The following is a 25671-nucleotide window of genomic DNA, read 5'->3' on the forward strand; positions in this document are numbered from 1 at the left end:
ATGGCCGCACTTTCAATCTGCCAGGAGGGTAGCCCATGGAGGCTCTCGACGCATTGCTCAACCGTGTTTCCGTGCCACGCCTGACTGAACCGGCGCCCAATGCCGCCCAGCGCGAGGCACTGTTCCAGGCCGCGCTGCGCGCGCCGGACCATGGCCAGCTGCGCCCCTGGCGCTTCCTGACCATCGAGGGGCAGGGCCGCGAGAAGCTCGGCGAGCTGTTCGCCGAGGCGGTGCAGGCCAAGGGCGATGCCACCCAGGCCGCGCTGGACAAGGCCCGGGCGATGCCGCTGCGGGCGCCGCTGCTGATCGTGGTGATCGCTCGGCTTCAGGATCATTTCAAGGTGCCGAAGATCGAGCAGCGCCTGGCCGCCGGCTGCGCCGCCCATGGCATCCTCATCGCTGCCCATGCCCAGGGCATCGGTGCGGTGTGGCGCACTGGCGACATGGCGTTTGACGCTCATGTGCATGAGGGCTTGGGCCTGGAGGCGAACGAAGAGGTGATCGGCTACCTGTATGTCGGCACGCCGATGGGCGAGCCGCGCACGGCGCCGGTACTGGAAACGGCCCAGTACGTCAGTGCCTGGGGCGAGTGAGCATTGGGGCCGCTTTGCGGCCCTTTCGCCGGCAAGCCGGCTCCCACAGGTACCATGGAGGTCTCAAGGTCTGTAACTACTTGTGGGAGCCGGCTTGCCGGCGAAAGGGCTGCGCAGCAGCCCCGCGATCTGTCAGTCAACACTGATATTGCAGGGAATCTCCAGCGTCGCAATGAACCCACCCTGCGGATGATTCCCCAGCACCAGGCTGCCACCATGGCGCTCTGCCGCCTTGCGCGCAATCGCCAGCCCCAAGCCATGCCCCGGCGCCTCCTGCCCCGGCGCCCGGAAGAACGGCTCGCCCAGCTGCGCCAGGTGCTCTGCCGCCACCCCCGGTCCATGATCGCGCACGCTCAGTACGATGCGATCCTGTTCGCGGCGGGCATGCACCTCGATCGGCTGCCCGGCCGGATTGAAACGCAGGGCATTGCGCAACAAATTGTCCACCGCCCGTTCGATCAAGGTCGGCCAGCCGTGCAAGGTCAGGCCTGCCTGCGCCTCCAGACGCACTTCCTGTTCTGGCGCTGACAGTTGGGCGTCCTTGCGCACTCCGCCCAGCAAGGCATTGAGGTCCACGGGTTCGGCATGGGCCTGGTCGGCATCGACCCGGGCCAGCACCAGGATCTCGCTGATCAGGTCTTCCAGGCGATCACACTCGCGGGTCAGGCGCGGCCACAGGGCCTGGCGTTGTTCCGGCTCGGCGCGCTCGGCCAGGGCCAGGGCGATGCGCAGCCGCGCCAGCGGCGAGCGCAGTTCGTGGGACACATCGCGCAGCAGCTGGCGCTGGCTGCCGATCAGGCTCTGCAGGCGCGCGCCCATCTTGTTGAAGTCGTTGGCCAGCACGCCGAACTCGTCGCGGCGCACCGCCAGCCGCGCCAGGCTGTTCTGCTGGTAGCTGGTCTGCCCCAGGTCGTGCACCGCGCCGCGCAGGCGGCTGAGCGGGCGGGTGATCGACAGGGTCACCAGCAGGCTGAACAGGGTCAGTACCACCAGGGCGATCCCCAGGGCGCTGAGCGGCCAGATCAGGCTCTCGCGATGCCAGGCGGCCAGTTCGGGGTGGGGGATGCGGTAGATCAGCAGGTAGGTCTCGCCGCTGGTGGGGCTGGTGTATTCCTCGGTCAGGCGGCGCCAGGGCAGGCGGCGCTCGTCGTTGTGCTGGCGCGCCTCGAAGGCTGCGGCGCGGCGCGGGAAGGTGCCGGGCACCACGGCATCGCCGCTGTCGTCGAGCACCTGCACATCGATCTTGTAGCGCTGCTTGCGTCGCTCCAGGAAGCGCTGCGACGACTCCAGGCCGTCCTGTTCATAGTGCTGGGCCCAGTGACTGGCCAGGTTGTTCAGGCCCGGATGGCGGCTGAGGATCCAGGTGTCCTGGTTGAGCATGTGCCCGAGCAGGATCGACAGCCCGGCGACCAGGGCGATGGCCAGCCAGAAGCTGGCCAGGATGCGCCAGAACAGTGAACGCAAGAAGAGCACCTCCGAGAAAGGGCGAAAGCCCGGCCCGCGAGGGCGCGGGCCGGGCATCGGGCTGACAGCTTACTGGGCCTTGCCGGCTTTTTCAGCCTTCCAGGCCTGGAACTCCTTCCATTCGGCCTTGCGCGCGGCGCGTTCCTTCTGCAGGTCGTCGAACTTCTTCTGCTGCTCGGGCTTGAGCAGGGCGCGGATCTGGCCGTCGGTCTTGTCGTGGCTGGCCTTGAGTTCGTCCTTCATGGCTTTCTGCTCGGCGGCCGGCAGCTTGGCCATGTAGCGTTCGGTGATGTCGCGGCGTTGCTGCATCTGCTCGCCCATCAGCTTGCCGATCTGCTGGCGCTGGTCGCGGCTCAGGTCCAGCTGGGCGAAAGGCGCGTCACCGCGATGATGCGGGCCGTCGTGGCGCGGACCGCCGTCAGGCATGGCCATGGCCACGGTCGGCAGGGCGGCGGCAAACATCAGGGCGATCAGGGTCTTGCGCATGGTGTCTCTCCTTTCAGGGGCCGGTGGTTACCGGATGAGCCCAGTCTAGGGAGATCAAGGTCAAGGGCGGTCAGGCAAGGGTAAAGGCTGGGTAAAGATGCCGGTAGCCACCGTGCGGATCCTGTAGGAGCGGCCTTGTGTCGCGATGGGCTGCACAGCAGCCCCGGCAATTTTGCATACCGCCGCGATTCTGGGGGCGCTTCGCGCCCCATCGCGACGCAAGGCCGCTCTTACAGGGGCGTGTTGTCTGTCAGAGGCTGTAGTAGTAGCCGCGGCTGCGCAGGGCGACGATGCGCGGGCGGCCGTCCGGGTGCGGGCCGATCTTCTTGCGTAGGTTGCTGACGTGCATGTCCAGGCTGCGGTCATAGAGCGTGAGCTTGCGACCCAGGCCGATCTGCGCCAGTTCCTGCTTGTCCAGCGGCTCGCCGGGCTGGCGCAGCAGTGCCTCGAGGATGCGGCTCTCGGACAGCGTGAGGGTCATCTCGCGCTCGTCGATGCTGACCACGCCGCGCACCGGGCTGAAGGTCAGGTCGCCGATCTCGACCTGGCTGCTGGGCGCGCTGGGGTGGCTGCGACGCAAGACGGCGCGCAGGCGGGCGGTGAGCTCGCGGGGGTCGCAGGGCTTGGCCAGGTAGTCGTCGGCGCCCAGCTCCAGGCCGAGGATGCGGTCCAGCGGCTCGCCACGGGCCGAGAGCATCAGCACCGGCAGGTCGGTGTGCTCGCTGCGCAACTGTTTGAGCAGTTCCAGGCCGCTGCCGTCGGGCAGCATGACATCCAGCACCACCGCCGCCGGGGCGTGGGTGGCCAAGGCCTGGCGCGCACTCTGGCCATCGTGGCAGGCGCGCACCGCAAACCCTTCCTGGGTCAGCCAGCTGCCGAGCAGCTCGCACAGTTCCTGGTCATCATCAATCAGTAACAGCTCGCTCATGTCTCACTCAATTCAACCATTGCCGGCGTCTTCTGTGTCCGCCGCTGGCTAAGATACCGCAGACTGCCGACAACAGTGCAACGACCGAGCCGATCAGGAACCACTGCTGCGGGTCGGTGAGCAGGCGCTGGGGCGCGCTGCTGGCGGCCTGCAGCTCCTTGACCGCCAGCTTCAGGCGCTGGTTGTCCTGGCGCAGGCGCGAGAGCTGGGCGCTTTCGCGCTCACTGTCCTGGTTCTGCAGTTGCAGGGTCAGCGCGTCGCGCTGTTTCTCACTCTCTTCCAGGCGCTGCTGCAGCTCGGTGATCCGCGCCCCGGCTTCCAGCGACAGCGGCTGCTCGGCCGTGGCGAAAGGGGACAGCAGTAACAGGCAAAGCAGCAGGGACATCGGACCTTGACGCATTGGAACTCCTGATTCGTATCGATTCAGGAGGTTGTCGGCCGGTTGTCGGAATTTATGAATAGTGCCGCGTGGGGTGTAGTTGGGGGCGGTTTGGTGGGAGCGGGATAGCTCGCTCCCACCAAGCCCGTCCCTCAACGCCTGTTACGGCAGGACTTGCTTGAACGGCTTGACCACGACCTTGTCGTAGACGCCCGCGGCGATGTACGGGTCGGCGTCGGCCCAGGCCTGGGCGGCGGCCAGCGAATCGAACTCGGCGACGATCAGGCTGCCGCTGAAACCGGCAGCGCCTGGGTCGTTGCTGTCGATGGCCGGGTGCGGGCCGGCGAGGACCACACGGCCCTCGGCCTTGAGCTGCTGCAGGCGCTCGATATGGGCGGGGCGGGCGGCCAGGCGTTTTTCCAGGGAGTTTTCGACGTCGCTGGCGATGATGGCGTAGAGCATGTCAGTCCTTGGGTTTGGAGGTGGAAGGATCGGCATCGTGCAGGTGGCGCGACAGGTAGACACCCTGGGCCACCAGGAACAGCACGGTCATGCCCAGGCTGCCGAAGACCTTGAAGTCGACCCAGATGTCCTGGAAGGTGAAGGCGACGAACAGGTTGGCGGCGCCGCACACCAGGAAGAAGCCGATCCACGCCAGGTTCAGGCGGGTCCAGACGGTTTCCGGAAGGGTCAGGGCGTGGCCCATGATGCGCTTGATCAGCACCCGGTCACCAATGAAGTGGCTGCCGGCGAAGGCCAGGGCGAACAGCCAGTTGACCACCGGCGCCTTCCACTTGAGGAAGGTCTCGCTGTGGAAGGCCAGGGTCAGGCCGCCGAACACCAGGCAGGCGACCAGGGTCAGCAACTGGCCCTTTTCCAGCTTGCCGTGGCGCAGGAACAGCGCGCCGTAGACCACCACGGAGCTGGCGATCAGCATGGCGGTGGCGCTGTAGATCCCGCCGAACTCGAAGCTTTGGCCGGCGAATTCGACCGGGCGCGGGTCCAGTTTGTAGACGATGAAGAACAGCAGCAGCGGGATGAAATCGATGAATTGTTTCACAGTGGCAGCCAGAAGCGGGATGTGACGGCATAATAACAAACATCGATTCCTGCGAAAGCGCTCCTCCATGAATGTTGATCTGCACTGTCACAGCACGGCCTCCGACGGCGCCCTGTCGCCCACGGCACTGGTCGCCCGGGCCCATGAGCACGGGGTGCGGACGCTGTCGCTCACCGACCACGACACCCTCGAAGGCCTGCCCGAGGCCCGCCAGGCCTGCCTGGACAACGGCATGCAGTGGGTCAGCGGGGTAGAGTTGTCGTGCACCTGGGGCGGCGCCACCATCCATGTGCTGGGTTACGATTTTCCGCTCGATGCCCCGCCCTTGCTCGAAGCCATCGACAACCTGCACCGCGGCCGCTGGCTGCGCGCCGAGGAAATCGACCGCAAGCTGGCGGCCAAGGGCATGCCCGGCGCGCTAGACGGCGCGCGGGCCGTCCAGCAGGAACTGGGTGACAGCGGCAACGCCCCGGCGCGCCCGCACTTCGCCGAATTCCTGGTGCGCGCAGGCTTCGTCAAGGACCGTGGCGAGGCCTTTCGCAAGTGGCTGGGCGCCGGCAAGTTGGGAGACGTCAAGCTGCACTGGCCGACGCTGGAGGAAACCGTCGCCACGTTGCGCGAGTCCAATGCCTGGGTGAGCCTGGCTCATCCCATGCACTACGAACTGACCCGCAGCAAGCGCAGACGGCTGATTGCCGACTATATTCAGGCAGGGGGGCAGGCACTGGAAGTGGTCAATGGGATGATGCCGCCCGAGCAGGTGGGGACAATGTCGATCCTCACCCGTGAGTTCGGCTTGCTGGCAAGCGCCGGCAGTGACTTCCACGGCCCTGGCACCTGGGGCGAGATCGGTGCTTACCGGCCATTGCCTGAGGACCTGCCACCTCTGTGGCGTCGATTCCGACATGAACAGTCTATGGCGGTATGAACAGGACGACTACGTGAGCCAATTTTTCCAGATCCATGCGGAAAACCCGCAGGCGCGCCTGATCAAGCAGGCGGTCGAGATCATCCGCAAGGGCGGGGTGGTGGTCTACCCGACCGACTCGGCCTATGCGATGGGCTGCCAGATCGGCGACAAGGGCGCCATCGAACGTGTGCGTCGGCTGCGCCAGCTGGACAAGAACCACAACTTCACCCTGCTGTGCTGCGACTTGTCCGAGATGGGTACCTTCGCCAAGATCGACACGGCGACGTTCCGCCTGCTCAAGGCGCACATTCCAGGCCCCTACACCTTCATCCTCAACGCCACCCGTGAAGTGCCGCGCCTGCTGTTGCACGACAAGCGCCGCACCATCGGCCTGCGCGTGCCGTCCAACCCCATTGTCCTGGCCCTGCTCGAAGAGCTTGGCGAGCCGCTGATGAGCGTCAGCCTCATCCTGCCGGGCGACGATGAGCCGATGACCGATCCCTACGAGATCCGTCAGCGCCTCGAGCATCACGTCGACCTGATCATCGATGGCGGCTTCGGCGACCTGAAGGCTTCGACCGTCATCGATCTGTCCGGTGACGAGCCGGAGCTGATTCGCGAAGGGTGCGGGGATCCGACGCCGTTCCTGGTCAACGCATGAGCCAGATGGAAACGCCCGAGGCGCCGGCCGAGGAGGTCGATGCCCCCCAGCAGTTGCAGCTGGCCCTGGTTTACGGCGAAGCCCTGACCGAGCTGCCGGTCGACCTGTACATCCCGCCGGACGCGCTGGAAGTGATCCTCGAGGCCTTCGAAGGCCCGCTGGACCTGCTGCTTTACCTGATCCGCAAGCAGAACATCGACATCCTCGACATCCCGGTGGCCGAGATCACCCGCCAGTACATGGGCTATGTCGAGCTGATGAAGAGCGTGCGCCTGGAGCTGGCCGCCGAATACCTGGTGATGGCCGCCATGCTCGCCGAGATCAAGTCGCGCATGCTGCTGCCGCGCTCCAGCGAGATCGAGGAAGAGGAGGGCGACCCGCGCGCCGAACTGATCCGCCGCCTGCAGGAGTACGAGCGCTTCAAGGCCGCCGCCGAGGGCATCGACGAGCTGCCGCGGGTTGGCCGCGACGTCGTCGTGCCGCGTCTCGAGGCCCCCCAGGCCAAGGTGCGCAAGCTGCTGCCGGAGGTGGCGCTGGAGGAGATCCTGCTGTCCATGGCCGAGGTCATGCGCCGCAATGACCTGTTCGAGAGCCATCAGATCACCCGAGAGGTGCTGTCGACCCGCGAGCGCATGAGCGATGTGCTCGAACGCCTCAAGGGCGGGGGCTTCGTGCCGTTTGTCGAGCTGTTCACTCGCGAGGAGGGCAAGCTCGGGGTGGTGGTCACCTTCATGGCGATTCTCGAGCTGGTTAAGGAATCGCTGATCGAACTCGTGCAAAATGAGCCTTTCGCCCCGATCCACGTCCGTGCCCGGGCAGAGTGACCTGACGACTACCGATGAACCTGAACGAACCCCGTGAACTGGCGTCGCTGATCGAGGCCTTCCTGCTCGCCTCGGGCAAGCCGCAATCCCTCGAGCGCCTCTACGAGCTGTTCGAGGAGGCCGAGCGCCCGGCCCCCGCTGTTTTCAAGAAGGCCCTGGACGTACTGGGCAAGTCCTGCAACGGTCGCGCCTTCGAGCTCAAGGAAGTAGCCAGCGGCTACCGCCTGCAGATCCGCGAAGACTATGCACCCTGGGTCGGCCGCCTGTGGGAGGAGCGCCCGCAGCGTTACTCCCGCGCGCTGCTGGAAACCATGGCGCTGATCGCCTACCGACAGCCCATTACCCGTGGCGAGATCGAAGACGTGCGTGGCGTGGCGGTCAACAGCAACATCATCAAGACCCTGATGGAGCGCGAGTGGATCCGCATCGTCGGCTACCGCGAGGTGCCTGGCCGGCCGGCGATGTTCGCCACCACCAAGGCGTTTCTCGATCACTTCAACCTCAAGAGCCTCGATGAACTGCCGGCGCTGGCCGAGTTGCGCGAGCTGGAGCCGGAGCCGCTGCTCGATCCGGACGAGGCGCCGGTGCCCGCTCACCTGCAGGCCCTGGCCGATGCCAGCCTGGGCGAGGAGGGTGAAGAGGTGGAGCCCAAGGAGGAGACCAGTTTCCGCTCGCTGCTGGTTGAGCTGGATGCGATGGAAGAGGGGCTCAAGACCGATTTCGATGATTTGCGCGATGAGGCGTCCATCGAGCCCGAGGATGAACCAAAGGCCTGACTGCCAGCTTTGTGGGAGCGGGCTTGCCCCGCGATAAGGCCGCACCGTCAACACCTACCTTTGGGCAGAATCTGCTGGGCTATCACCAAAAACCTTCTACCCTCCAGTGCGTTCCCCCGCCGAACCGCGTATGATGCGCGCCCGCTTTCACTACTACACCGGGAGGTGCCCAGATGAGTGACAAAGACCTGCAAGACCAACAACCCACCCCGCCGTCCGGCGAAAAGCTGCAGAAAGTACTGGCGCGCATCGGCGTCGGCTCGCGTCGTGACGTCGAGGCCTGGATCGGCCAGGGCCGTATCAAGGTCAACGGCGTCGAGGCCACCCTGGGCCTGCGCGTCGACCTGCACGACGCCATCACCGTCGACGGCAAGCTGATCAAGCGTGTCGAGGCCGCCGAGGCAACCCGCCGCGTGATCATGTACAACAAGCCCGATGGCGAGATCTGCACCCGTGACGACCCGGAAGGCCGCCCGACCGTGTTCGACCGCCTGCCGCGCCCGAAAGAGGGCCGCTGGATCAACATCGGTCGCCTGGACATCAACACCACCGGCCTGCTGCTGTTCACCACCGATGGTGAGCTGGCCAACCGCCTGATGCACCCGTCCTATGAAATGGACCGCGAGTACGCCGTGCGCGTGCGCGGCGAAGTCGACGACGACATGGTCGATCGCCTCAAGGCCGGCGTGGTGCTCGAGGACGGCCCGGCCAAGTTCACCGACATCCAGAAGGCTCCGGGCGGCGAAGGCTTCAACCACTGGTATCACTGCGTGGTGATGGAAGGCCGCAACCGCGAAGTGCGCCGCCTGTGGGAATCCCAGGGCGTGGTGGTCAGCCGCCTGAAGCGTGTGCGTTTTGGTCCGGTGTTCCTCAACTCCGACCTGCCGATGGGCCGCTGGCGTGAAATGAGCCAGGGTGAGATCGACATCCTGGCCGCCGAAGTCGGCCTGCAGCCGGTGGCGCTGCCGGAGATGAAGCTCAAGGCCAAGGACAAGCTCGAGCGTCTGCAGCGCAAGTCGACCCGTCCGCTGGGGCGTGGCGAGCGTGTGCGCACCCTGCGCCCGGCCGCCGAAGGGCAAGCCGAGCGCCCGGCACGCGCGCCGCGTGAAGAGTCTGCACCTCGTAAGAGTGGTCGTGGCAGCACGGTGGCCGAGCGCCCGAGCGAGATGCGCAAGCGTCCGGCCCGTCCCGAAGGCGACAAGCCGGCAGGCCGTGGCCGCGGCAAGCCGCGTGGCTGATTCGGCCCGGTAACGAAAGAGCCAGCCTCCGGGCTGGTTTTTTTGTGCCTGTTGAAAAGGAAGCCCCTCGATACGCATTCCTGTGTAGGAGCGGGCTTGCCCCGCGATGGGCCGCAAAGCGGCCCCAAGTGCCTGAACAGACAGAAATTTTCCCGACCAGTGGCAAATTTTCAAACCACCTCGTAAAGAAAACTATACGATTCTGGGCCTTTTCCCCAGCTTGCCTGTGCTTTTCCGCTCTTCGTCACAAAATCTTTCCAAGACTTGCGCACCAGAGCCTCCCCGGCCCCCTTCACCCCCTTCCCAAACCCCCGCTCAAACGCTGAGATAGCGCCATTGCCGTGTGCAGAGCCAGGCAGGATAGCCAGGCATCGAAAACAACAAAATGGAGGCGCCATGTACGCCGATCACTCCGCCTTATCAGGCCTTCACCCCAGGACCGCTGCGTTTTTTCCACAGGAAACGATGCAACGCGTTGACGCCTGCGCGTTTGCAGGGGTATACAATGCGCCGCGTTTTACCTGTGACCCCCTTGCGTACCGCGCACTCTTGCTGACACCCGGTTGATCCGCCCGGGCACCTCGCCCGTCAGGACCGCCCCGTCCAAGAACCCAAGGTAACCACCTTGCCCATTCCGCTGCGCCACGAGTGCGGTGGGTCCGATTCCGTCACAGATAAAAACAAGCAGGTGACTTCGTTCATGAGTGGACATAACTCACAGTCTGGCGAACTCAAGCGTGGCTTGAAGAACCGCCATATCCAACTGATCGCACTGGGTGGCGCGATCGGCACCGGATTGTTCCTGGGCTCGGCCGGCGTGATGAAGTCCGCCGGTCCGTCGATGATCCTCGGCTATGCGATCTGCGGCTTCATCGCCTTCATGATCATGCGCCAGCTCGGCGAGATGATCGTCGAAGAGCCGGTGGCCGGCTCCTTCAGCCATTTCGCGCACAAGTACTGGGGCGGTTTCGCCGGCTTCCTGTCGGGCTGGAACTGCTGGGTGCTGTACATCCTGGTGGGCATGTCGGAGCTGTCGGCGGTGGGCAAGTACGTCCATTACTGGTGGCCGGAGATCCCGACCTGGGTCACCGCGGCGGCGTTCTTCCTGCTGATCAACGCCATCAACCTGATGAACGTGAAGTTCTTCGGCGAGGCCGAATTCTGGTTCGCGATCATCAAGGTCGCCGCCATCGTCGGCATGATCGGCCTGGGCGCCTACCTGCTGACCAGCGGCAGTGGCGGCCCTGAAGCGTCGGTGACCAACCTGTGGGCCCATGGTGGCTTCTTCCCGCATGGCGTCAGCGGCCTGGTCATGGCCCTGGCCTTCATCATGTTCTCCTTCGGTGGCCTGGAGATGCTCGGCTTCACCGCGGCCGAGGCCGACAAACCGAAGACCGTGATCCCCAAGGCGATCAATCAGGTCATCTACCGCATCCTGATCTTCTACGTGGGCGCCCTGGTGGTGCTGCTGTCGCTGACCCCGTGGGACAGCCTGGTGGCCAGCATCGACGCTTCCGGCGGCAGCTACGGCAGCAGTCCATTCGTCCAGGTCTTCTCGCTGCTGGGTAGCGACGTGGCCGCGCACCTGCTGAACTTCGTGGTCCTGACCGCAGCGCTGTCGGTGTACAACAGTGGTACCTACTGCAACGCCCGCATGCTGCTGGGCATGGCCGAGCAGGGCGATGCCCCGGCGGCGCTGGCCAAGGTCGACCGTCGCGGCGTGCCGGTACGCTCGATCCTGGCATCGGCAGCCGTGACCCTGATCGCGGTGCTGCTCAACTACCTGATGCCGCAAAATGCCCTGGAGTTGCTGATGTCGCTGGTGGTGGCGACCCTGGTGATCAACTGGGCGATGATCAGCTACTCGCACCTGAAGTTCCGCCAGCACCTCGACCGCACCGGCCAGAAGCCGCTGTTCAAGGCGCTTTGGTACCCGTACGGCAACTACCTGGTGCTGGCCTTCGTGGTGCTGATCCTCGGTATCATGCTGCAGATTCCGGGCATCCAGGTGTCGGTGTACGCCATGCCGGTATGGCTGGTGGTGATGTATGTGTTCTACGTGCTCAAGAGCAAGCGTGGGGCGCAGGCCAACGGCGCTGCCGGTAGCGTGGCCAAGTAAGCGTCGAGGCGCTTCGAGAAAACCCGATGCCGGGTGACTGGCATCGGGTTTTTTGTTGCCTGTGCCAGCCTCAGATCTGTTCCAGCAGCCAGCTGCGAAACGCCCGCAACGAAGGCAGTGCCTCATTCCTAGGTGGATAGATCAGGTAATAGCTACGCTGGCTGGCAAACGGCTCGCCGGGGCTGAACAGCTCGCCGCTGGCCAGTTCCTCCTCCACCAGAATCCTGGGCACCAGGCCGATCCCTATCCCCGCCCGCACCGCCTGGATCAGGTGCGACGTCAGCTCGAAACTCGGCCCCAGGCGCATCGCCCGGTGGGGCAGGGTGTGGTGGGAGAACCATTCACCCCAGGCATGGGGGTTGTTGGCGACGTTGAGCAGCACCTCTTCGCTGATCCGCGCCGGGCTCCAGTCCTGGCCGTCGCGAGCGCTGTCCGGCGGCAGGATCACCACCAGTTCCTCGGCGTGCAGGCGATGGCAGACCAGCCCGGGCAGGTCGTGGGTGGCCACACCGATGGCCGCGTCGATCTCGCTGGTGTCGAAGTTGATCGCTTCGATACGGGAATGAATGTGCACCAGCATGCCGGGGTGGGCGCTGTAGAACGCATGCAGGCGCGGCAGCAGCCATTTCGAGCCGAAGGTCGGCAGGGTCGCCAGGCGCAGGGTACCGACCCCGGACTGGTAGGCCAGGGCCTGCAGGGTGGCGCTGCGGATGCGTCCGAGGGCCTCGCTGAGCTCGCGCTGGTACAGGCGGCCGACATCGGTCAGTTGCACCTGGCGCCCCTCGCGGCGGAACAGGGTGAGCCCCAGCTGCTGCTCCAGCGCCTGCACCTGGCGGCTCACCGCGCTCTGGGTCAGCGACAGCTCGGCGGCGGCGCGGGTGTAGCTTTCATGCCGCGCGGCCGCCTCGAAGGCCAGCAGCAGCGACATGGACGGGGTGAGGTGGCGGTAATTCATTCATAAAGCTCATCGATAGCGGCAGGAATATCCGTTTGCCCCTGGCGCGAAACTACAGGAACATTGGCCTATTCGAAATCCTCCCATGAGCCATTCATGCTGGATTGACAAGATTTCCGTGAATTAGCCCGATATCAAAGAGGCATCCTTCGATGATCGCCCAGCTGCCGCCCCGTGCGCCCGCCGCCCACTACCCTGAATTCCTCGAAGCCCTGAAAAACAGCGGCTTCCGTGGCCAGATCAGTGCCGACTACGGCACCCGCACCGTGCTGGCCACCGACAACTCCATCTACCAGCGCCTGCCCCAGGCGGCGGTGTTCCCATTGGATGCCGACGATGTGGCGCGGGTCGCCACGCTGATGGCCGAGCCACGCTTTCGCGACATCAAGCTGACCCCGCGTGGTGGCGGTACCGGCACCAACGGCCAGTCGCTGACCGATGGCATCGTCGTCGACCTGTCGCGGCACATGAACAGCATTCTCGAGATCAATGTCGAGCAGCGCTGGGTGCGGGTCCAGGCGGGCGTGGTCAAGGACCAGCTCAACGCCGCGCTCAAGCCCCATGGGCTGTTCTTCGCGCCGGAGCTGTCCACCTCCAACCGTGCCACCGTCGGCGGCATGATCAACACCGACGCCAGCGGTCAGGGCAGTTGCACCTATGGCAAGACCCGCGACCACGTGCTCGAGCTGCACAGCGTGCTGCTCGGCGGCGAACGCCTGCACAGCCTGCCGATCGATGACGCGGCGCTGGAGCAGGCCTGCGCCGCGCCCGGCCGGGTCGGCGAGGTGTATCGCATGGCCCGCGAGATCCAGGAAACCCAGGGCGGGCTGATCGAAAGCACCTTCCCCAAGCTCAACCGCTGCCTGACCGGCTACGACCTGGCGCACCTGCGCGACGAGCAGGGCCGTTTCAACCTCAACAGCGTGCTATGCGGCGCCGAAGGCTCGCTGGGCTATGTGGTCGAGGCCAAGCTCAATGTGCTGCCGATACCGAAGTACGCGGTGCTGGTCAACGTGCGCTACACCAGCTTCATGGACGCCCTGCGCGACGCCAACGCGCTGATGGCGCACAAGCCGCTGTCGATCGAGACCGTCGACTCCAAGGTACTGATGCTGGCGATGAAGGACATCGTCTGGCACAGCGTCGCCGAGTACTTCCCGGCCGACGCCGAGCGCTCGACGCTGGGCATCAACCTGGTGGAGTTCTGCGGCGACGAGCCGGCCGAGGTCAATGCCCGGGTCGAGGCGTTCGTCGCGCACCTGCAGCGCGACACCAGCGTCGAGCGCCTGGGGCATACCCTGGCGGAGGGCGCCGAGGCGGTCACCAGGGTCTACACCATGCGCAAACGCTCGGTGGGGCTGCTGGGCAACGTCGAAGGCGAGGTGCGGCCACAGCCGTTCGTCGAGGACACCGCCGTGCCGCCGGAGCAGTTGGCTGACTACATCGCCGACTTCCGCGCGCTGCTCGACGGTTATGGTCTTGCCTACGGCATGTTCGGCCATGTCGATGCCGGCGTGCTGCACGTGCGCCCGGCGCTGGACATGAAGGACCCGGCCCAGGCCGCGCTGGTCAAGCCGATTTCCGATGCCGTGGCGGCGCTGACCCAGCGCTATGGCGGCCTGCTCTGGGGTGAACATGGCAAAGGCCTGCGCTCCGAGTACGTGCCGGAATACTTCGGCGAACTGTACCCGGCGCTGCAGCGTCTCAAGGGCGCATTCGACCCGCACAACCAGCTCAATCCGGGCAAGATCTGCACCCCGCCGGACAGCGCCGAAGGCCTGACCCCGGTGGATGGCGTGACCCTGCGCGGTGACCTTGACCGCAGTATCGACGAGCGTGTCTGGCAAAGTTTCGGCAGTGCCGTGCACTGCAACGGCAACGGCGCCTGCTACAACTACGACCCCAACGACGCCATGTGCCCGTCGTGGAAGGCTACCCGCGAACGCCAGCATTCGCCCAAGGGGCGTGCCTCGCTGATCCGCGAATGGCTGCGCCTGCAGGGCGAGGCGAACATCGATGTGCTCGCCGCCGCCCAGCGCAAGGCGTCCTGGTTCAAGGGACTGCCGGCGCGCCTGCGCAACAGTCGTGCGCGTCAACAGGGACAGGAAGACTTCTCCCACGAGGTATACGACGCCATGGTCGGCTGCCTGGCGTGCAAGTCCTGCGCGGGGCAGTGCCCGATCAAGGTCAATGTGCCGGACTTTCGCTCGCGCTTCCTCGAGCTGTACCACGGCCGCTACCAGCGTCCGCTGCGCGACTACCTGATCGGTTCGCTGGAGTTCACCATCCCTTACCTGGCCCATGCGCCGGGCCTGTACAACGCAGTGATGGGCTCGAAGTGGGTGGACAGGCTGCTGGCGGACAAGGTCGGCATGGTCGACAGCCCGCTGATCAGCCGTTTCAACTTCCAGGCCACCCTGACCCGTTGCCGGGTTCAGGTGGCGAGCGTACCGGCCCTGCGCGAGCTGACCCCGGCCCAGCGCGAGCGCAGCATCGTGCTGGTGCAGGATGCCTTCACTCGCTATTTCGAGACGCCACTGCTGGCCTCGTTCATCGAGCTGGCCCATCGCCTGGGGCACAAGGTGTTCCTCGCGCCCTACAGCGCCAACGGCAAGCCACTGCACGTGCAGGGTTTCCTCGGTGCCTTCGCCAGGGCGGCGATCCGCAACGCCGCCCAGCTCAAGGCCCTGGCCGATTGCGGTGTGCCGCTGGTGGGGCTGGATCCGGCGATGACCCTGGTCTACCGCCAGGAGTACCAGAAGGTCGATGGCGTGGAGTGCCCGTCGGTGCTGCTGCCCCAGGAATGGCTGATGAACGTGCTGCCTGAGCAGGCGCCGGTCAAGGCCGACAGCTTCCGCCTGATGGCCCACTGCACCGAGAAGACCAATGTGCCGGCCAGTACCAAGCAGTGGGAGCAGGTGTTCGCCCGTCTGGGGCTGAAACTGGTCACCGAGGCCACCGGCTGCTGCGGCATGTCCGGTACCTATGGGCATGAAGCACGGAACCAGGAAACCTCGAAGACCATCTTCGAGCAGTCCTGGGCGACCAAGCTGGACAAGCAGGGTGAGGCATTGGCGACCGGCTATTCGTGCCGCAGCCAGGTCAAGCGCATGACCGAGAAGCAGTTGCGCCATCCGTTGGAGGTGGTGCTGCAGTACGCGCAGCGTTGACCATGAAGGCATCGCGGGGCAAGCCCGCTCCCACGCAACCGCGATGCCTTCAGGATGCTCGCAAGCGTCGTGCCTGGCGATACAGGTACAGGCTCAACACCAGCCCGCACCCCGCTGCCGCCGCCGCGAACAGGAACATCGAGGCAAATCCGAACCCTGCCGCTACCGCGCCCACCAGCGGCCCGGTGATCCCCAGTGACAGGTCGATGAACAGCGAATAGGCGCCCACCGCCGCGCCGCGGTTGGCTGCCGACACCTGGTTCACGGCTTCCACCCCGAGTGCCGGAAACACCAGCGAGAATCCGAACCCGCTCAACGCCGCGCCGGCCAGGGCCATCTCGGCGCTGGGCGCGAGCCACAGCATCAGCAACCCCAGTGTCTCCACCGACAGGCAGGCAATCGCCACGCGAAAACCGCCGATGCGGTTGATCAGGTTGCCGAACAGCAGGCGCGCGCAGATGAAGCTGGCGCCGAACAGGCTCAGGGTCAGCGCGGCGTTGGGCCAGTCGCGACTGGCGTAGTACAGGGTGATGAAGGTGGCGATGGTGCCGAAGCCGATCGAGCCCAGGGCCAGCCCCGAGCCATGGGGGAACACCTTGCCCAGCACTCGCAGGAACGGCAGGCGCACGCCGGCGACCACCGGCGCGGCGCGCTTGGGCCAGGCCAGCAGCAGGCCGATGACGCCCAGCAGGATGATGCTCGCGCCCATGCTCCACAGTCCGAGATGCTTGACCATCAGTACGCCGAGCGGCGCGCCGATGGCCAATGCGCCATAGCTGGCAATGCCGTTCCAGGAGATCACCTTGGCGGTATTTTCCGAGCCGACCCGGCCGATGCCCCAGCCGATCGAACCCGAGCCCACCAGGCTCTCGGCGCTGCCCAGCACCAGGCGGCCGATGAACAGGCAGGCCAGGCTCAGCCAGGGCAGGTGGGTGAGGAAGCTGCAGGCCAGCATGAACACGCCGCTCAGGCCGCAGCCGAACAGGCCGTACATGACCGCTTTCTTGCTGCCGAGGTTGTCGATGATGCGGCTGGCGGTGGGGCGGCTGAGCAGGGTGGCCAGGTACTGCACGCTGATCACCAGGCCCGCGACCACGGCGCTGAAACCCAGGTCGTTGTGCACGTAGCCGGGCAGCACGGCCAGGGGAATGCCGATGTTCAGATAGCCGATGAAGGTAAACAGGACGATGGAAACGACTTGCAGGGTGACCGCAAGGGGGCGCGGTGAGTCGGGCATGAGGGTCTTCGGTAGAGGTTCTGGACGGTGTGAAAACGCGATGACGGGGATATCCCGCAGGTCAGCCGTTTTCACACAGTCGGGTGGGGTGCGCGATTATTCCTGGTCGGCGCTGGATTGATCGTCACCGTCCTGGTCGACGGCGGGCGTCGGTTCGGCGTGGGCGGCAACGGATTGCTCTTCGGGGTTCAGGCTTGGGAAGGGAAGATTCGGGATTTCATGCATCTCGTCGTTCCTCGCAAGTGTGAGTGAAAAGGCGGCGCCAGGGCGCATGTGTGGCTTCGAAAAGCTGGGGCAGGATACAGCAGTCTGGATGACAGTTTGAGAATTTTACCGGGCGCTGGTCGGTTTTAGCGGGCGGCTATCGGCCAAGGAGCGTGTCAGGAGGGCATGTGGGGGTGAATTTGCCCCCACGCCACATCGGCCAGGTTTCAGCGACAGACGTCGGCGATGGCCGCCGCCAGTTGCTCCAGGCGTCGTGCATCCGCCCCGGCGATGTTTGCCCGGCCGGTACCGACCATGTACACACTGTGCCGTTCACGCAGCAGGCGCACTTGCTCGGGGTTCAGACCGGTGTAGGAGAACATCCCGCGTTGCACGGCGATGTGCGCGAAACGCTCGGCCAGGCCATGGGGCGCCAGCGCCTGCACCAGGCCCTGGCGAAGCTCGGCGATGCGCTGGCGCATGGCGTTCACTTCCTCGACCCACAGCGCCTTGAGTGCCGGATCACCGAGGATCTCGGCGACCACCGCGGCACCATGGTCCGGTGGCGTCGACCACAGGTTGCGCGCAATGAACGCCAGCTGGCTGCGCACATCCAGCAGTTTCTCGGCATCGTGGCTGCACACCAGCAGGGCGCCGGTGCGATCGCGGTACAGGCCGAAGTTCTTCGAGCAGGAGCTGGTGACCAGCAGTTCCGGCAGTTCGGCGGCAAACAGGCGCACCGCCCAGGCGTCTTCCTTCAGGCCGTCACCGAAGCCCTGGTAGGCGAAGTCGATCAGCGGCAGCAGGTTGCGACGCTTGACGATGTCGAGCACCGCGCGCCAGTCGTCCTGGCCCAGGTCGAAACCGGTCGGGTTGTGGCAGCAGGCGTGCAGCAGCACCACGTCGCCTTCCGGCGCCTGTTCCAGCGCGGCGAGCATGCCGTCGACGTTCAGGCGGTTGTCCTTGCCCACGTAGGGGTAGTGGGACACCTTGAGCCCGGCGCCGGCGAAGATCGTCTCGTGGATCGGCCAGGTCGGGTCGCTCAGCCAGATGCCACGCCCCGGCAGGCAATGGGCGATGAACTCCGCCGCCAGGCGCAGGGCGCCGGTGCCGCCCGGGGTCTGGGTGGCGCCGGCGCGCTGGCTGGCCAGCAGCGGCGAGCCGTTGCCCAGCACCAGCTCGCTGACCAGCCGTCCGAACGCCGCGTCACCATGGCCACCGATGTAGCTTTTGGTGGCCTGGCATTCGACCAGGCGCTGCTCGGCCTGCTTGACCGCCGCGGGAATCGGCGTCAGGCCCTGGGCGTCCTTGAACACGCCGACACCCAGGTCGAACTTGGCCGGGTTGGCGTCGCGGGCGTAGGCCTCCATCAGCCCCAGGATCGGGTCGCCAGGGACCCGTCCGATGGCCGCGAAGTGCATCACTTGCGCCCTTCGGCGGTCTTGGCGACCTCGTCGGTGCGCGCGCACATGATGAAGTCGTTGCGGTGCAGGCCCTTGATCGAGTGGCTCCACCAGGTCACGGTGACCTTGCCCCACTCGGTCAGCAGACCCGGGTGGTGACCTTCGGCTTCGGCGATTTCGCCGATGGCATTGGTGAAGGCCAGGGCGTGCTTGAAGTTCTTGAACAGGAACACGCGCTCGAGCTCCATGTGGCCGTCGCGGACTTCGATGTTCCAGTCCGGGATCTCGCGGATCAGTACCGCCAGTTCCTCGTCGGTGACTTTCGGCGCATCGGCGCGGCAGGCTTCGCAGTGGGCTTGGTTCAAGGCATTCATGGGTGTTTTCCGGTTTGAGTTGTTATCGACAGGGGCGCTCAGGCGGCGACCTTGGGTGGAAACTTCGGTGCGTGCAGGCCCAGCTGCATGGCCTGGTGGACCATGGCCATGATGTCTTCGTGGGCCAGGTCGAACAGGCGCTTCATGTTCGGCAGGACGAAGTACAGGGGCTGCAGGATATCGATGCGGTACGGCGTGCGCATGGCCTCGATCGGGTCGAAGGCCTGGTGCTCCGGCTCGCCGGACAGACTGTAGACGGTCTCTTTCGGCGAAGAGAGAATGCCGCCGCCGTAGATCTTGCGACCCTGCGCGGTCTCCATCAGGCCGAACTCGATGGTCATCCAGTACAGGCGCGCCAGGTACACACGCTGTTCCTTGGTCGCTGCCAGGCCCAGCTTGCCGTAGGTGTGGGTGAATTCGGCGAAGAAGGGGTTGGTCAGCAGCGGGCAGTGGCCGAAAATCTCGTGGAAGATGTCAGGCTCCTGCAGGTAGTCCAGCTCTTCCGGGGTGCGGATGAAGGTGGCGACCGGGAAGCGCTTGCTGGCCAGCAGCTCGAAGAAGGTCTGGAAGGGGATCAGCGCCGGCACGCGGGCGACCTGCCAGCCGGTGGTGGCGCCCAGCACCTTGTTGATTTCGCCGAGCTGGGGGATGCGGTCATGGGGCAGCTTGAGCTGCTCGATGCCGTCCAGGTATTCCTGGCATGCCCGGCCTTCGATCACTTTCAGTTGGCGAGTGATCAGGGTGTTCCACACCGCATGCTCTTGCTGCGGGTAGTCGATAAAACCATGCGCATCGGGCTCGCGTGCCACGTATTGCGTCTGTTTCATGTGGCTCTCCTGGTGAGGGCGTTCTTGTTATGTACAGGACATACCTTAGGAATATCCCTACAAACGCGGCTTTGCACCGGGGTTGAGGCCACTTGTGGCTATCCGCTGGTCCTGAATTCGTAACGATAATTTTACAAAAATGCCCTTGTGCCGGAAAATCACGGGCATCGAGCTGAGTGGAAGGGCGATTCTGTCAGCTTATCTTTACGACTTTTCCGCGTGCCAAGTAAAAACCTTGGCCGCTTAGAGAGCTTTCATGCGTATCAAAGTGCACTGCCAGAACCGCATCGGCATCCTGCGCGACATCCTCAACCTGCTGGTGGAGTACGGCATCAACGTGCTGCGCGGCGAGGTGGGTGGCGATCATGGCAACGCCATCTACCTGCACTGCCCGAACCTGATCAACCTGCAGTTCCAGGCCCTGCGGCCAAAGTTCGAGTCGATCGCCGGGGTATTCGGGGTCAAGCGCGTCGGCCTGATGCCCAGCGAGCGTCGGCACATGGAGCTCAATGCGCTGCTCGGCGCGCTGGATTTCCCGGTGCTGTCGATCGACATGGGCGGCAGCATCGTTGCCGCCAACCGTGGCGCGGCACAGTTGCTCGGGGTGCGGGTGGACGAGGTGCCGGGCATTCCGTTGTCGCGCTATGTCGAGGACTTCGACCTGCCGGAGCTGATCCGCGCCAACAAGTCGCGGATCAACGGCCTGCGCATCAAGGTCAAGGGCGATGTGTTCCTCGCCGATATCGCGCCGCTGCAGTCGGAACATGATGACAGCGAGGCCCTGGCGGGCGCGGTGATCACCTTGCATCGTGCCGATCGCATCGGCGAGCGTATCTACAACGTGCGCAAGCAAGAGCTGCGTGGCTTCGACAGTATCTTCCAGAGCTCGCGGGTGATGGCCGCGGTGGTGCGTGAGGCGCGGCGCATGGCGCCGCTGGATGCGCCGCTGTTGATCGAGGGCGAGACCGGTACCGGCAAGGAGTTGCTGGCGCGCGCCTGCCACCTGGCCAGCCCCCGTGGCCAGGCGCCGCTGATGGCGCTCAACTGCGCCGGCCTGCCGGAGTCGATGGCCGAGACCGAGCTGTTCGGCTACGGGCCAGGGGCGTTCGAGGGCGCGCGTGCCGAAGGCAAGCTTGGGCTGCTGGAGCTTACCGCCGGGGGCACGCTGTTCCTCGATGGCGTCGGGGAGATGAGCCCGCGCTTGCAGGTCAAGCTGCTGCGCTTCCTGCAGGATGGCTGTTTCCGTCGTGTCGGCAGTGACGAAGAGGTGTACCTGGATGTGCGGGTGATCTGCGCGACCCAGGTCGACCTGTCCGAGCTGTGCGCCCGGGGCGAGTTCCGCCAGGACCTCTACCATCGCCTCAACGTGCTGTCGCTGCACATTCCGCCGCTGCGCGAATGCATGGATGGCCTGGAGGGGCTGGTGCAGCACTTCCTTGACCAGGCCAGCCGGCAGATCGGCTGCCCGATGCCGCGCCTGGCGCCGGCGGCGATGGACAAGCTTGCTCAATATCATTGGCCGGGCAACGTGCGCCAGCTGGAGAACGTGCTGTTCCAGGCGGTGTCGTTGTGCGAGGGCGGGGTGGTGAAGAGCGAACATATCCGCTTGCCGGATTATGGCGCACGCCAACCATTGGGTGAGTTTTCCCTGGATGGCGATCTTTCGCAAATTGTCGGGCGGTTTGAAAAGGCGGTATTGGAAAGTCTGATGAGCGAGTTTCCAAGTAGCCGGGCGCTGGGGAAAAGATTGGGGGTTTCCCATACGACCATTGCCAACAAGTTGCGGGATTATTCGTTGAATAAGTCGGGGGAGTGAGTGTGGCTAATTACCTTGAAAGTTACACTTGTTCCTGTAGGAGCGGCCTTGCGCCGCGAAAGGGCCGCAAAGCGGCCCCGGCGATCTTTGCATGCTGCTGAAAAACCGGGGCTGCTGTGCAGCCCTTTCGCGGCACAAGGCCGCTCCTACAGGGGACGCGCAAGGCTTGAGGTTGGCGCGGTCGGGGTGGGAGCGGGCTTGCCCCGCGATAAACCTATGGCCTCAGCCGTTGGAACAACCGTTCCCCATCACGCGGTATTCGAGAATGTGCTTCTGGCCCTGGGAGTCCTCGTAGGTCATGCGGGCTGGCACCACTTCGCAGACGTTCGGAACTTCGCTCATGGAAATGACGCGGGCGATGTCCAGGTGCTGCGAATAACTGTACTGTTCAACCGGAATCTGCTCGACATCTTTTGCTTCGCCGGCCAATGCCGCGCCGCAAAAACCGCCAAGTACCAATACCAGTAAAGCTTTCATTTTCAAGTTACCTGTCTAAGGTCGTGAGGGGGCACGCGGCGCTTATGGCGCCGCGAGTACAGCAAGTTTCAACTATCGGGATGAGGTACGGATTAACGCTGCCTTCGTGGGGGCTGTTACCAAGTTAATCGCGTTGCCGTTGCTGGCGAGATGAATTTTAGGGAGGCGCCCACGGCTGAAACAGAGGGGGTTTTGATAAAGTCTTTTGACAGAATCTGTAACAATCCCCGTCGAAACCCTGTCTTTTTCTCTCGGCGATGGCTGCATGCCATGTTCTAGAGCGGTCGCGCCTGATCGGTGAGTCGACGGCCCGTCGCGTTACTACCAACGTCGAATGGTCTTGGCCGCTCTGGTACAGTTACAAACGGTTCCATACAAAAACAACTATTACACCGAGGTAACACAGATGAGTGCGGCTCCACTGTATCCCGTTCGTCCCGAGGTTGCGGCCAGTACCCTGACCGACGAGGCCACCTACAAGGCCATGTACCAGCAATCGGTGATCAACCCGGACGGCTTCTGGCGCGAGCAGGCCCAGCGTCTGGACTGGATCAAGCCTTTCACCAAGGTCAAGCAGACCTCGTTCGACGACCACCATGTCGACATCAAATGGTTCGCCGACGGCACTCTGAACGTTTCCTACAACTGCCTGGACCGCCATCTTGCCGAGCGCGGCGATCAACTGGCGATCATCTGGGAAGGCGACGACCCTTCCGAACACCGCAACATCACCTACCGCGAGCTCCACGAGCAGGTCTGCAAGTTCGCCAACGCCCTGCGTGGCCAGGACGTGCACCGTGGCGACGTGGTGACTATCTACATGCCGATGATCCCCGAGGCCGTGGTCGCCATGCTGGCCTGTGCACGCATCGGCGCGATCCACTCGGTGGTGTTCGGCGGCTTCTCGCCGGAGGCGCTGGCCGGGCGCATCATCGACTGCAAGTCGAAAGTGGTGATCACCGCTGACGAAGGTCTGCGCGGTGGTCGTCGCACCCCGCTCAAGGCCAACGTCGACCTGGCCCTGACCAACCCTGAAACCAACAGCGTGCAGAAGATCATCGTGTGCAAGCGCACCGGTGGCGACATCGCCTGGCACCAGCATCGCGACATCTGGTACGAAGACCTGATGAAGGTCGCCTCCAGCCACTGCGCGCCGAAAGAGATGGGCGCCGAGGAGGCGCTGTTCATCCTCTATACCTCCGGCTCCACCGGCAAGCCCAAGGGCGTGCTGCACACCACCGGCGGTTACCTGGTGTATGCCGCGCTGACCCACGAGCGCGTGTTCGACTACCGTCCGGGCGAGGTCTACTGGTGCACCGCCGACGTGGGCTGGGTCACCGGCCACAGCTACATCGTCTACGGCCCGCTGGCCAACGGCGCCACCACGCTGCTGTTCGAAGGCGTGCCGAACTACCCGGACATCACCCGGGTGTCGAAGATCGTCGACAAGCACAAGGTCAACATCCTCTACACCGCGCCGACCGCCATTCGCGCCATGATGGCCGAAGGCGAGGCGGCGGTGGCCGGTGCCAATGGCTCCAGCCTGCGCCTGCTGGGCTCGGTGGGCGAGCCGATCAACCCTGAAGCCTGGAACTGGTACTACAAGACCGTCGGCAAGGAGCGTTGCCCGATCGTCGATACCTGGTGGCAGACCGAAACCGGCGGTGTGCTGATCAGCCCGCTGCCAGGCGCCACCGCGCTGAAACCGGGCTCGGCGACCCGTCCGTTCTTCGGCGTGGTACCAGCGCTGGTGGACAACCTGGGCAACCTGATCGAAGGCGCCGCCGAGGGCAACCTGGTGATCCTCGACTCCTGGCCGGGTCAGTCGCGTTCGCTGTACGGCGACCACGACCGTTTCGTCGACACCTACTTCAAGACCTTCCGCGGCATGTACTTCACCGGTGACGGCGCCCGTCGCGACGAAGACGGCTACTACTGGATCACCGGTCGCGTCGATGATGTGCTCAACGTCTCCGGGCACCGCATGGGCACTGCCGAGATCGAGAGCGCGATGGTGGCGCATCCGAAGGTCGCCGAGGCGGCGGTGGTGGGCGTGCCGCACGACATCAAGGGGCAGGGCATCTACGTCTATGTCACCCTCAATGCCGGTGAGGAGTCGAACGAGCAACTGCGCCTGGAGCTGAAGAACTGGGTGCGCAAGGAGATCGGCCCGATCGCTTCGCCGGATGTGATCCAGTGGGCGCCGGGGCTGCCGAAGACCCGCTCGGGCAAGATCATGCGCCGCATCCTGCGCAAGATCGCCACCGGCGAGTACGACGCGCTGGGTGATATCTCCACCCTGGCCGACCCAGGGGTGGTGCAGCACCTGATCGACACCCACAAGGCGATGAGCCTGGCCACCGCCTGAGTCGAAGCGTCGCGGCAAGTCGGCTCCTGAAGGTCGTGGGAGCGGGCTTGCCCCGCGATGAGGCCATCAGTAAAAGCCCCGCCCACGCCCGGCGGGGTTTTTGCTTTACTGATACAGACTGTTACTCCGACATTCATCGGTAACCCTGGCTGTCACCGATTTCGCCCAAATGCGGGGCTTGTGGAAACATTCATGTGCCATTTGAGTGCATTGCTGCGAGCATTTTGTGCAGGGTCGCACGCTGCGCTTGCCGGAATACAAGGCTTTGCCAATAATGGGCCCGCTTATTGCTTTGGGTATAGGTTATTTCTCTTTTGCTCTTGCATATCTCGCAGGAGCTGTCAATATCGCCCGCCGCGGTTCCTGGCGCTTCTGTAATTAGTTGTCGCTTTGAAGAAATATCGACCACCGGGCTGTCGCTAGAATGCCACTCACTCGCTCGTGGTCTGCGACCTTGGTCGAAACCTGCGCGGCTCGCGCTGTACCCATTCGCATATCGGGCAGCCGTTACAACTGCCTTGTATTGCCCCGTACCGATGGAGTTACCTGATGAAGAAGCTCGCACTGCTTGGCGCCCTGGCGCTTTCCGTGTTTTCCCTGGTATCGCAGGCCGATGAGAAGCCGTTGAAGATCGGTATCGAGGCCGCCTACCCACCCTTCGCCTTCAAGCAGCCTGATGGCAGCCTCGCCGGCTTCGACTACGACATCGGCAACGCCCTGTGCGAACAGATGAAAGCCAAGTGCACCTGGGTCGAGCAAGAGTTCGACGGCCTGATTCCGGCGCTGAAAGTGCGCAAGATCGACGCCATCCTGTCGTCCATGTCGATCACTGATGATCGCAAGAAGTCGGTCGACTTCACCAAGCGCTACTACCTGACCCCGGCGCGCCTGGTCATGAAGGAAGGCACTGCCGTCAGCGACAGCCTGGCCGAGCTCAAGGGCAAGAAGATCGGCGTGCAGCGCGGCTCGATCCACGATCGCTTCGCCAAGGAAGTCCTTGCCCCGCAAGGCGCCACCGTCGTGCCTTACGGCACCCAGAACGAAATCTACCTGGACGTCGCCGCCGGTCGCCTTGACGGTACCGTGGCCGACGCCACCCTGCTCGAGGATGGCTTCCTGAAGACCGACGCCGGCAAGGGCTTCGCCTTCGTAGGCCCGGCCTTCACCGACACCAAGTACTTCGGTGACGGCGTCGGCATTGCCGTGCGCAAGGGCGACACCGCCAACGCCGAGCGCATCAACGCCGCCATCGACGCGATCCGTGCCAACGGCAAATACAAAGAGATCGAGAAGAAGTACTTCAACTTCGACATCTACGGTCCAGACTCGAAGTAAGCCATCGAGTTTCACCTGTGCAATGGTGCAAACAGCAGAATCTCTGAGGTTTGCACCATTTTTCATT

At 64.5% G+C, this 25671-nt stretch carries 24 protein-coding genes; 11 read left to right on the top strand and 13 right to left on the bottom strand.

Annotation, left to right across the window (positions count from 1 at the left end; all coding sequences use genetic code 11):
• The first annotated feature begins 35 nt into the window (after positions 1-35).
• Positions 36-593 (top strand): NAD(P)H nitroreductase, encoded by a 558-nt coding sequence (locus tag HU751_RS24755; protein ID WP_186732964.1) that lies wholly within the window; start codon positions 36-38, stop codon positions 591-593.
• A 132-nt stretch (positions 594-725) separates the two neighbouring features.
• Here HU751_RS24755 and HU751_RS24760 read toward each other — a convergent pair whose 3' ends face one another.
• The 6 genes from HU751_RS24760 to HU751_RS24785 form a co-directional block, all read right to left on the bottom strand.
• Positions 726-2114, bottom strand: a complete 1389-nt coding sequence (locus HU751_RS24760; protein WP_186732963.1) for a sensor histidine kinase — start codon at positions 2112-2114, stop codon at positions 726-728.
• A 12-nt stretch (positions 2115-2126) separates the two neighbouring features.
• Entirely contained in the window at positions 2127-2543 is a 417-nt protein-coding gene (locus tag HU751_RS24765; protein WP_186732962.1) for a Spy/CpxP family protein refolding chaperone, read from the bottom strand.
• Positions 2544-2793: 250 nt separating this feature from the next.
• Positions 2794-3471, bottom strand: a complete 678-nt coding sequence (locus tag HU751_RS24770; RefSeq protein WP_028691090.1) for a response regulator transcription factor — start codon at positions 3469-3471, stop codon at positions 2794-2796.
• Between the two features lie 7 nt (positions 3472-3478).
• The gene (locus tag HU751_RS24775; protein ID WP_186732961.1) at positions 3479-3871 is read right to left on the bottom strand and encodes an SH3 domain-containing protein; all 393 of its coding nucleotides are present in this window, start codon (positions 3869-3871) and stop codon (positions 3479-3481) included.
• A 141-nt stretch (positions 3872-4012) separates the two neighbouring features.
• Positions 4013-4312, bottom strand: a complete 300-nt coding sequence (locus HU751_RS24780) for a YciI family protein (RefSeq protein ID WP_186732960.1) — start codon at positions 4310-4312, stop codon at positions 4013-4015.
• Position 4313: 1 nt separating this feature from the next.
• Positions 4314-4910: a septation protein A gene (locus HU751_RS24785; RefSeq protein ID WP_050706754.1), complete on the bottom strand. Its 597-nt coding sequence runs from the start codon at positions 4908-4910 to the stop codon at positions 4314-4316.
• Positions 4911-4977: 67 nt separating this feature from the next.
• Between HU751_RS24785 and HU751_RS24790 the strand changes: the two genes are divergently transcribed.
• The 6 genes from HU751_RS24790 to HU751_RS24815 all read left to right on the top strand — a co-directional run bounded on the left by HU751_RS24790 (position 4978) and on the right by HU751_RS24815 (position 11438).
• Positions 4978-5838: a PHP domain-containing protein gene (locus HU751_RS24790; protein ID WP_186732959.1), complete on the top strand. Its 861-nt coding sequence runs from the start codon at positions 4978-4980 to the stop codon at positions 5836-5838.
• Between the two features lie 13 nt (positions 5839-5851).
• Complete coding sequence (locus HU751_RS24795) at positions 5852-6481, top strand: L-threonylcarbamoyladenylate synthase (RefSeq protein WP_082337815.1); 630 nt, start codon at positions 5852-5854, stop codon at positions 6479-6481.
• A gap of 5 nt (positions 6482-6486) precedes the next feature.
• Positions 6487-7305, top strand: coding sequence for a segregation and condensation protein A (locus HU751_RS24800; protein ID WP_496197682.1), 819 nt, complete (start codon positions 6487-6489; stop codon positions 7303-7305).
• A gap of 14 nt (positions 7306-7319) precedes the next feature.
• Positions 7320-8081 carry an SMC-Scp complex subunit ScpB gene (gene scpB / locus HU751_RS24805; RefSeq protein WP_186732958.1) on the top strand — a complete coding sequence of 254 codons (762 nt, stop codon included), beginning with the start codon at positions 7320-7322 and terminating at the stop codon, positions 8079-8081.
• 173 nt (positions 8082-8254) lie between these two features.
• Positions 8255-9319 carry a 23S rRNA pseudouridine(2605) synthase RluB gene (rluB, locus tag HU751_RS24810; protein WP_186714513.1) on the top strand — a complete coding sequence of 355 codons (1065 nt, stop codon included), beginning with the start codon at positions 8255-8257 and terminating at the stop codon, positions 9317-9319.
• Between the two features lie 700 nt (positions 9320-10019).
• Entirely contained in the window at positions 10020-11438 is a 1419-nt protein-coding gene (locus HU751_RS24815; RefSeq protein WP_186714512.1) for an amino acid permease, read from the top strand.
• Between the two features lie 70 nt (positions 11439-11508).
• Here HU751_RS24815 and HU751_RS24820 read toward each other — a convergent pair whose 3' ends face one another.
• Positions 11509-12393: a LysR substrate-binding domain-containing protein gene (locus HU751_RS24820; RefSeq protein ID WP_186732957.1), complete on the bottom strand. Its 885-nt coding sequence runs from the start codon at positions 12391-12393 to the stop codon at positions 11509-11511.
• 152 nt (positions 12394-12545) lie between these two features.
• Between HU751_RS24820 and ydiJ the strand changes: the two genes are divergently transcribed.
• On the top strand, positions 12546-15563 hold the full coding sequence (ydiJ, locus tag HU751_RS24825; RefSeq protein WP_186732956.1) for a D-2-hydroxyglutarate dehydrogenase YdiJ: 3018 nt from the start codon (positions 12546-12548) through the stop codon (positions 15561-15563).
• A gap of 49 nt (positions 15564-15612) precedes the next feature.
• On the opposite strand, the gene HU751_RS24830 is transcribed toward ydiJ, so the two are convergent.
• The 5 genes from HU751_RS24830 to phhA all read right to left on the bottom strand — a co-directional run bounded on the left by HU751_RS24830 (position 15613) and on the right by phhA (position 19608).
• On the bottom strand, positions 15613-16800 hold the full coding sequence (locus HU751_RS24830; protein WP_186732955.1) for an MFS transporter: 1188 nt from the start codon (positions 16798-16800) through the stop codon (positions 15613-15615).
• 96 nt (positions 16801-16896) lie between these two features.
• Positions 16897-17025, bottom strand: a complete 129-nt coding sequence (locus HU751_RS27070) for a hypothetical protein (protein WP_256582346.1) — start codon at positions 17023-17025, stop codon at positions 16897-16899.
• A gap of 206 nt (positions 17026-17231) precedes the next feature.
• Positions 17232-18428 (bottom strand): amino acid aminotransferase, encoded by a 1197-nt coding sequence (locus HU751_RS24835; protein WP_186732954.1) that lies wholly within the window; start codon positions 18426-18428, stop codon positions 17232-17234.
• On the bottom strand, positions 18425-18781 hold the full coding sequence (locus HU751_RS24840) for a 4a-hydroxytetrahydrobiopterin dehydratase (protein WP_062574779.1): 357 nt from the start codon (positions 18779-18781) through the stop codon (positions 18425-18427). Before HU751_RS24840 ends, HU751_RS24835 begins: the two co-directional genes overlap by 4 nt.
• A 38-nt stretch (positions 18782-18819) precedes the next feature.
• Entirely contained in the window at positions 18820-19608 is a 789-nt protein-coding gene (gene phhA, locus HU751_RS24845; RefSeq protein WP_062360651.1) for a phenylalanine 4-monooxygenase, read from the bottom strand.
• 256 nt (positions 19609-19864) lie between these two features.
• Between phhA and HU751_RS24850 the strand changes: the two genes are divergently transcribed.
• The gene (locus HU751_RS24850) at positions 19865-21424 is read left to right on the top strand and encodes a sigma-54-dependent transcriptional regulator (RefSeq protein ID WP_186732953.1); all 1560 of its coding nucleotides are present in this window, start codon (positions 19865-19867) and stop codon (positions 21422-21424) included.
• A gap of 222 nt (positions 21425-21646) precedes the next feature.
• On the opposite strand, the gene HU751_RS24855 is transcribed toward HU751_RS24850, so the two are convergent.
• The gene (locus HU751_RS24855; protein WP_023630669.1) at positions 21647-21901 is read right to left on the bottom strand and encodes a DUF2790 domain-containing protein; all 255 of its coding nucleotides are present in this window, start codon (positions 21899-21901) and stop codon (positions 21647-21649) included.
• A 406-nt stretch (positions 21902-22307) separates the two neighbouring features.
• Between HU751_RS24855 and acs the strand changes: the two genes are divergently transcribed.
• Both acs and HU751_RS24865 read left to right on the top strand, forming a co-directional pair.
• Positions 22308-24269 (top strand): acetate--CoA ligase, encoded by a 1962-nt coding sequence (gene acs / locus HU751_RS24860; protein ID WP_186732952.1) that lies wholly within the window; start codon positions 22308-22310, stop codon positions 24267-24269.
• 549 nt (positions 24270-24818) lie between these two features.
• On the top strand, positions 24819-25604 hold the full coding sequence (locus tag HU751_RS24865) for an ABC transporter substrate-binding protein (protein WP_050706738.1): 786 nt from the start codon (positions 24819-24821) through the stop codon (positions 25602-25604).
• Positions 25605-25671: the final 67 nt, after the last annotated feature.

The sequence above is a fragment of the Pseudomonas peradeniyensis genome (assembly GCF_014268935.2).
Lineage (GTDB): Bacteria > Pseudomonadota > Gammaproteobacteria > Pseudomonadales > Pseudomonadaceae > Aquipseudomonas > Aquipseudomonas peradeniyensis.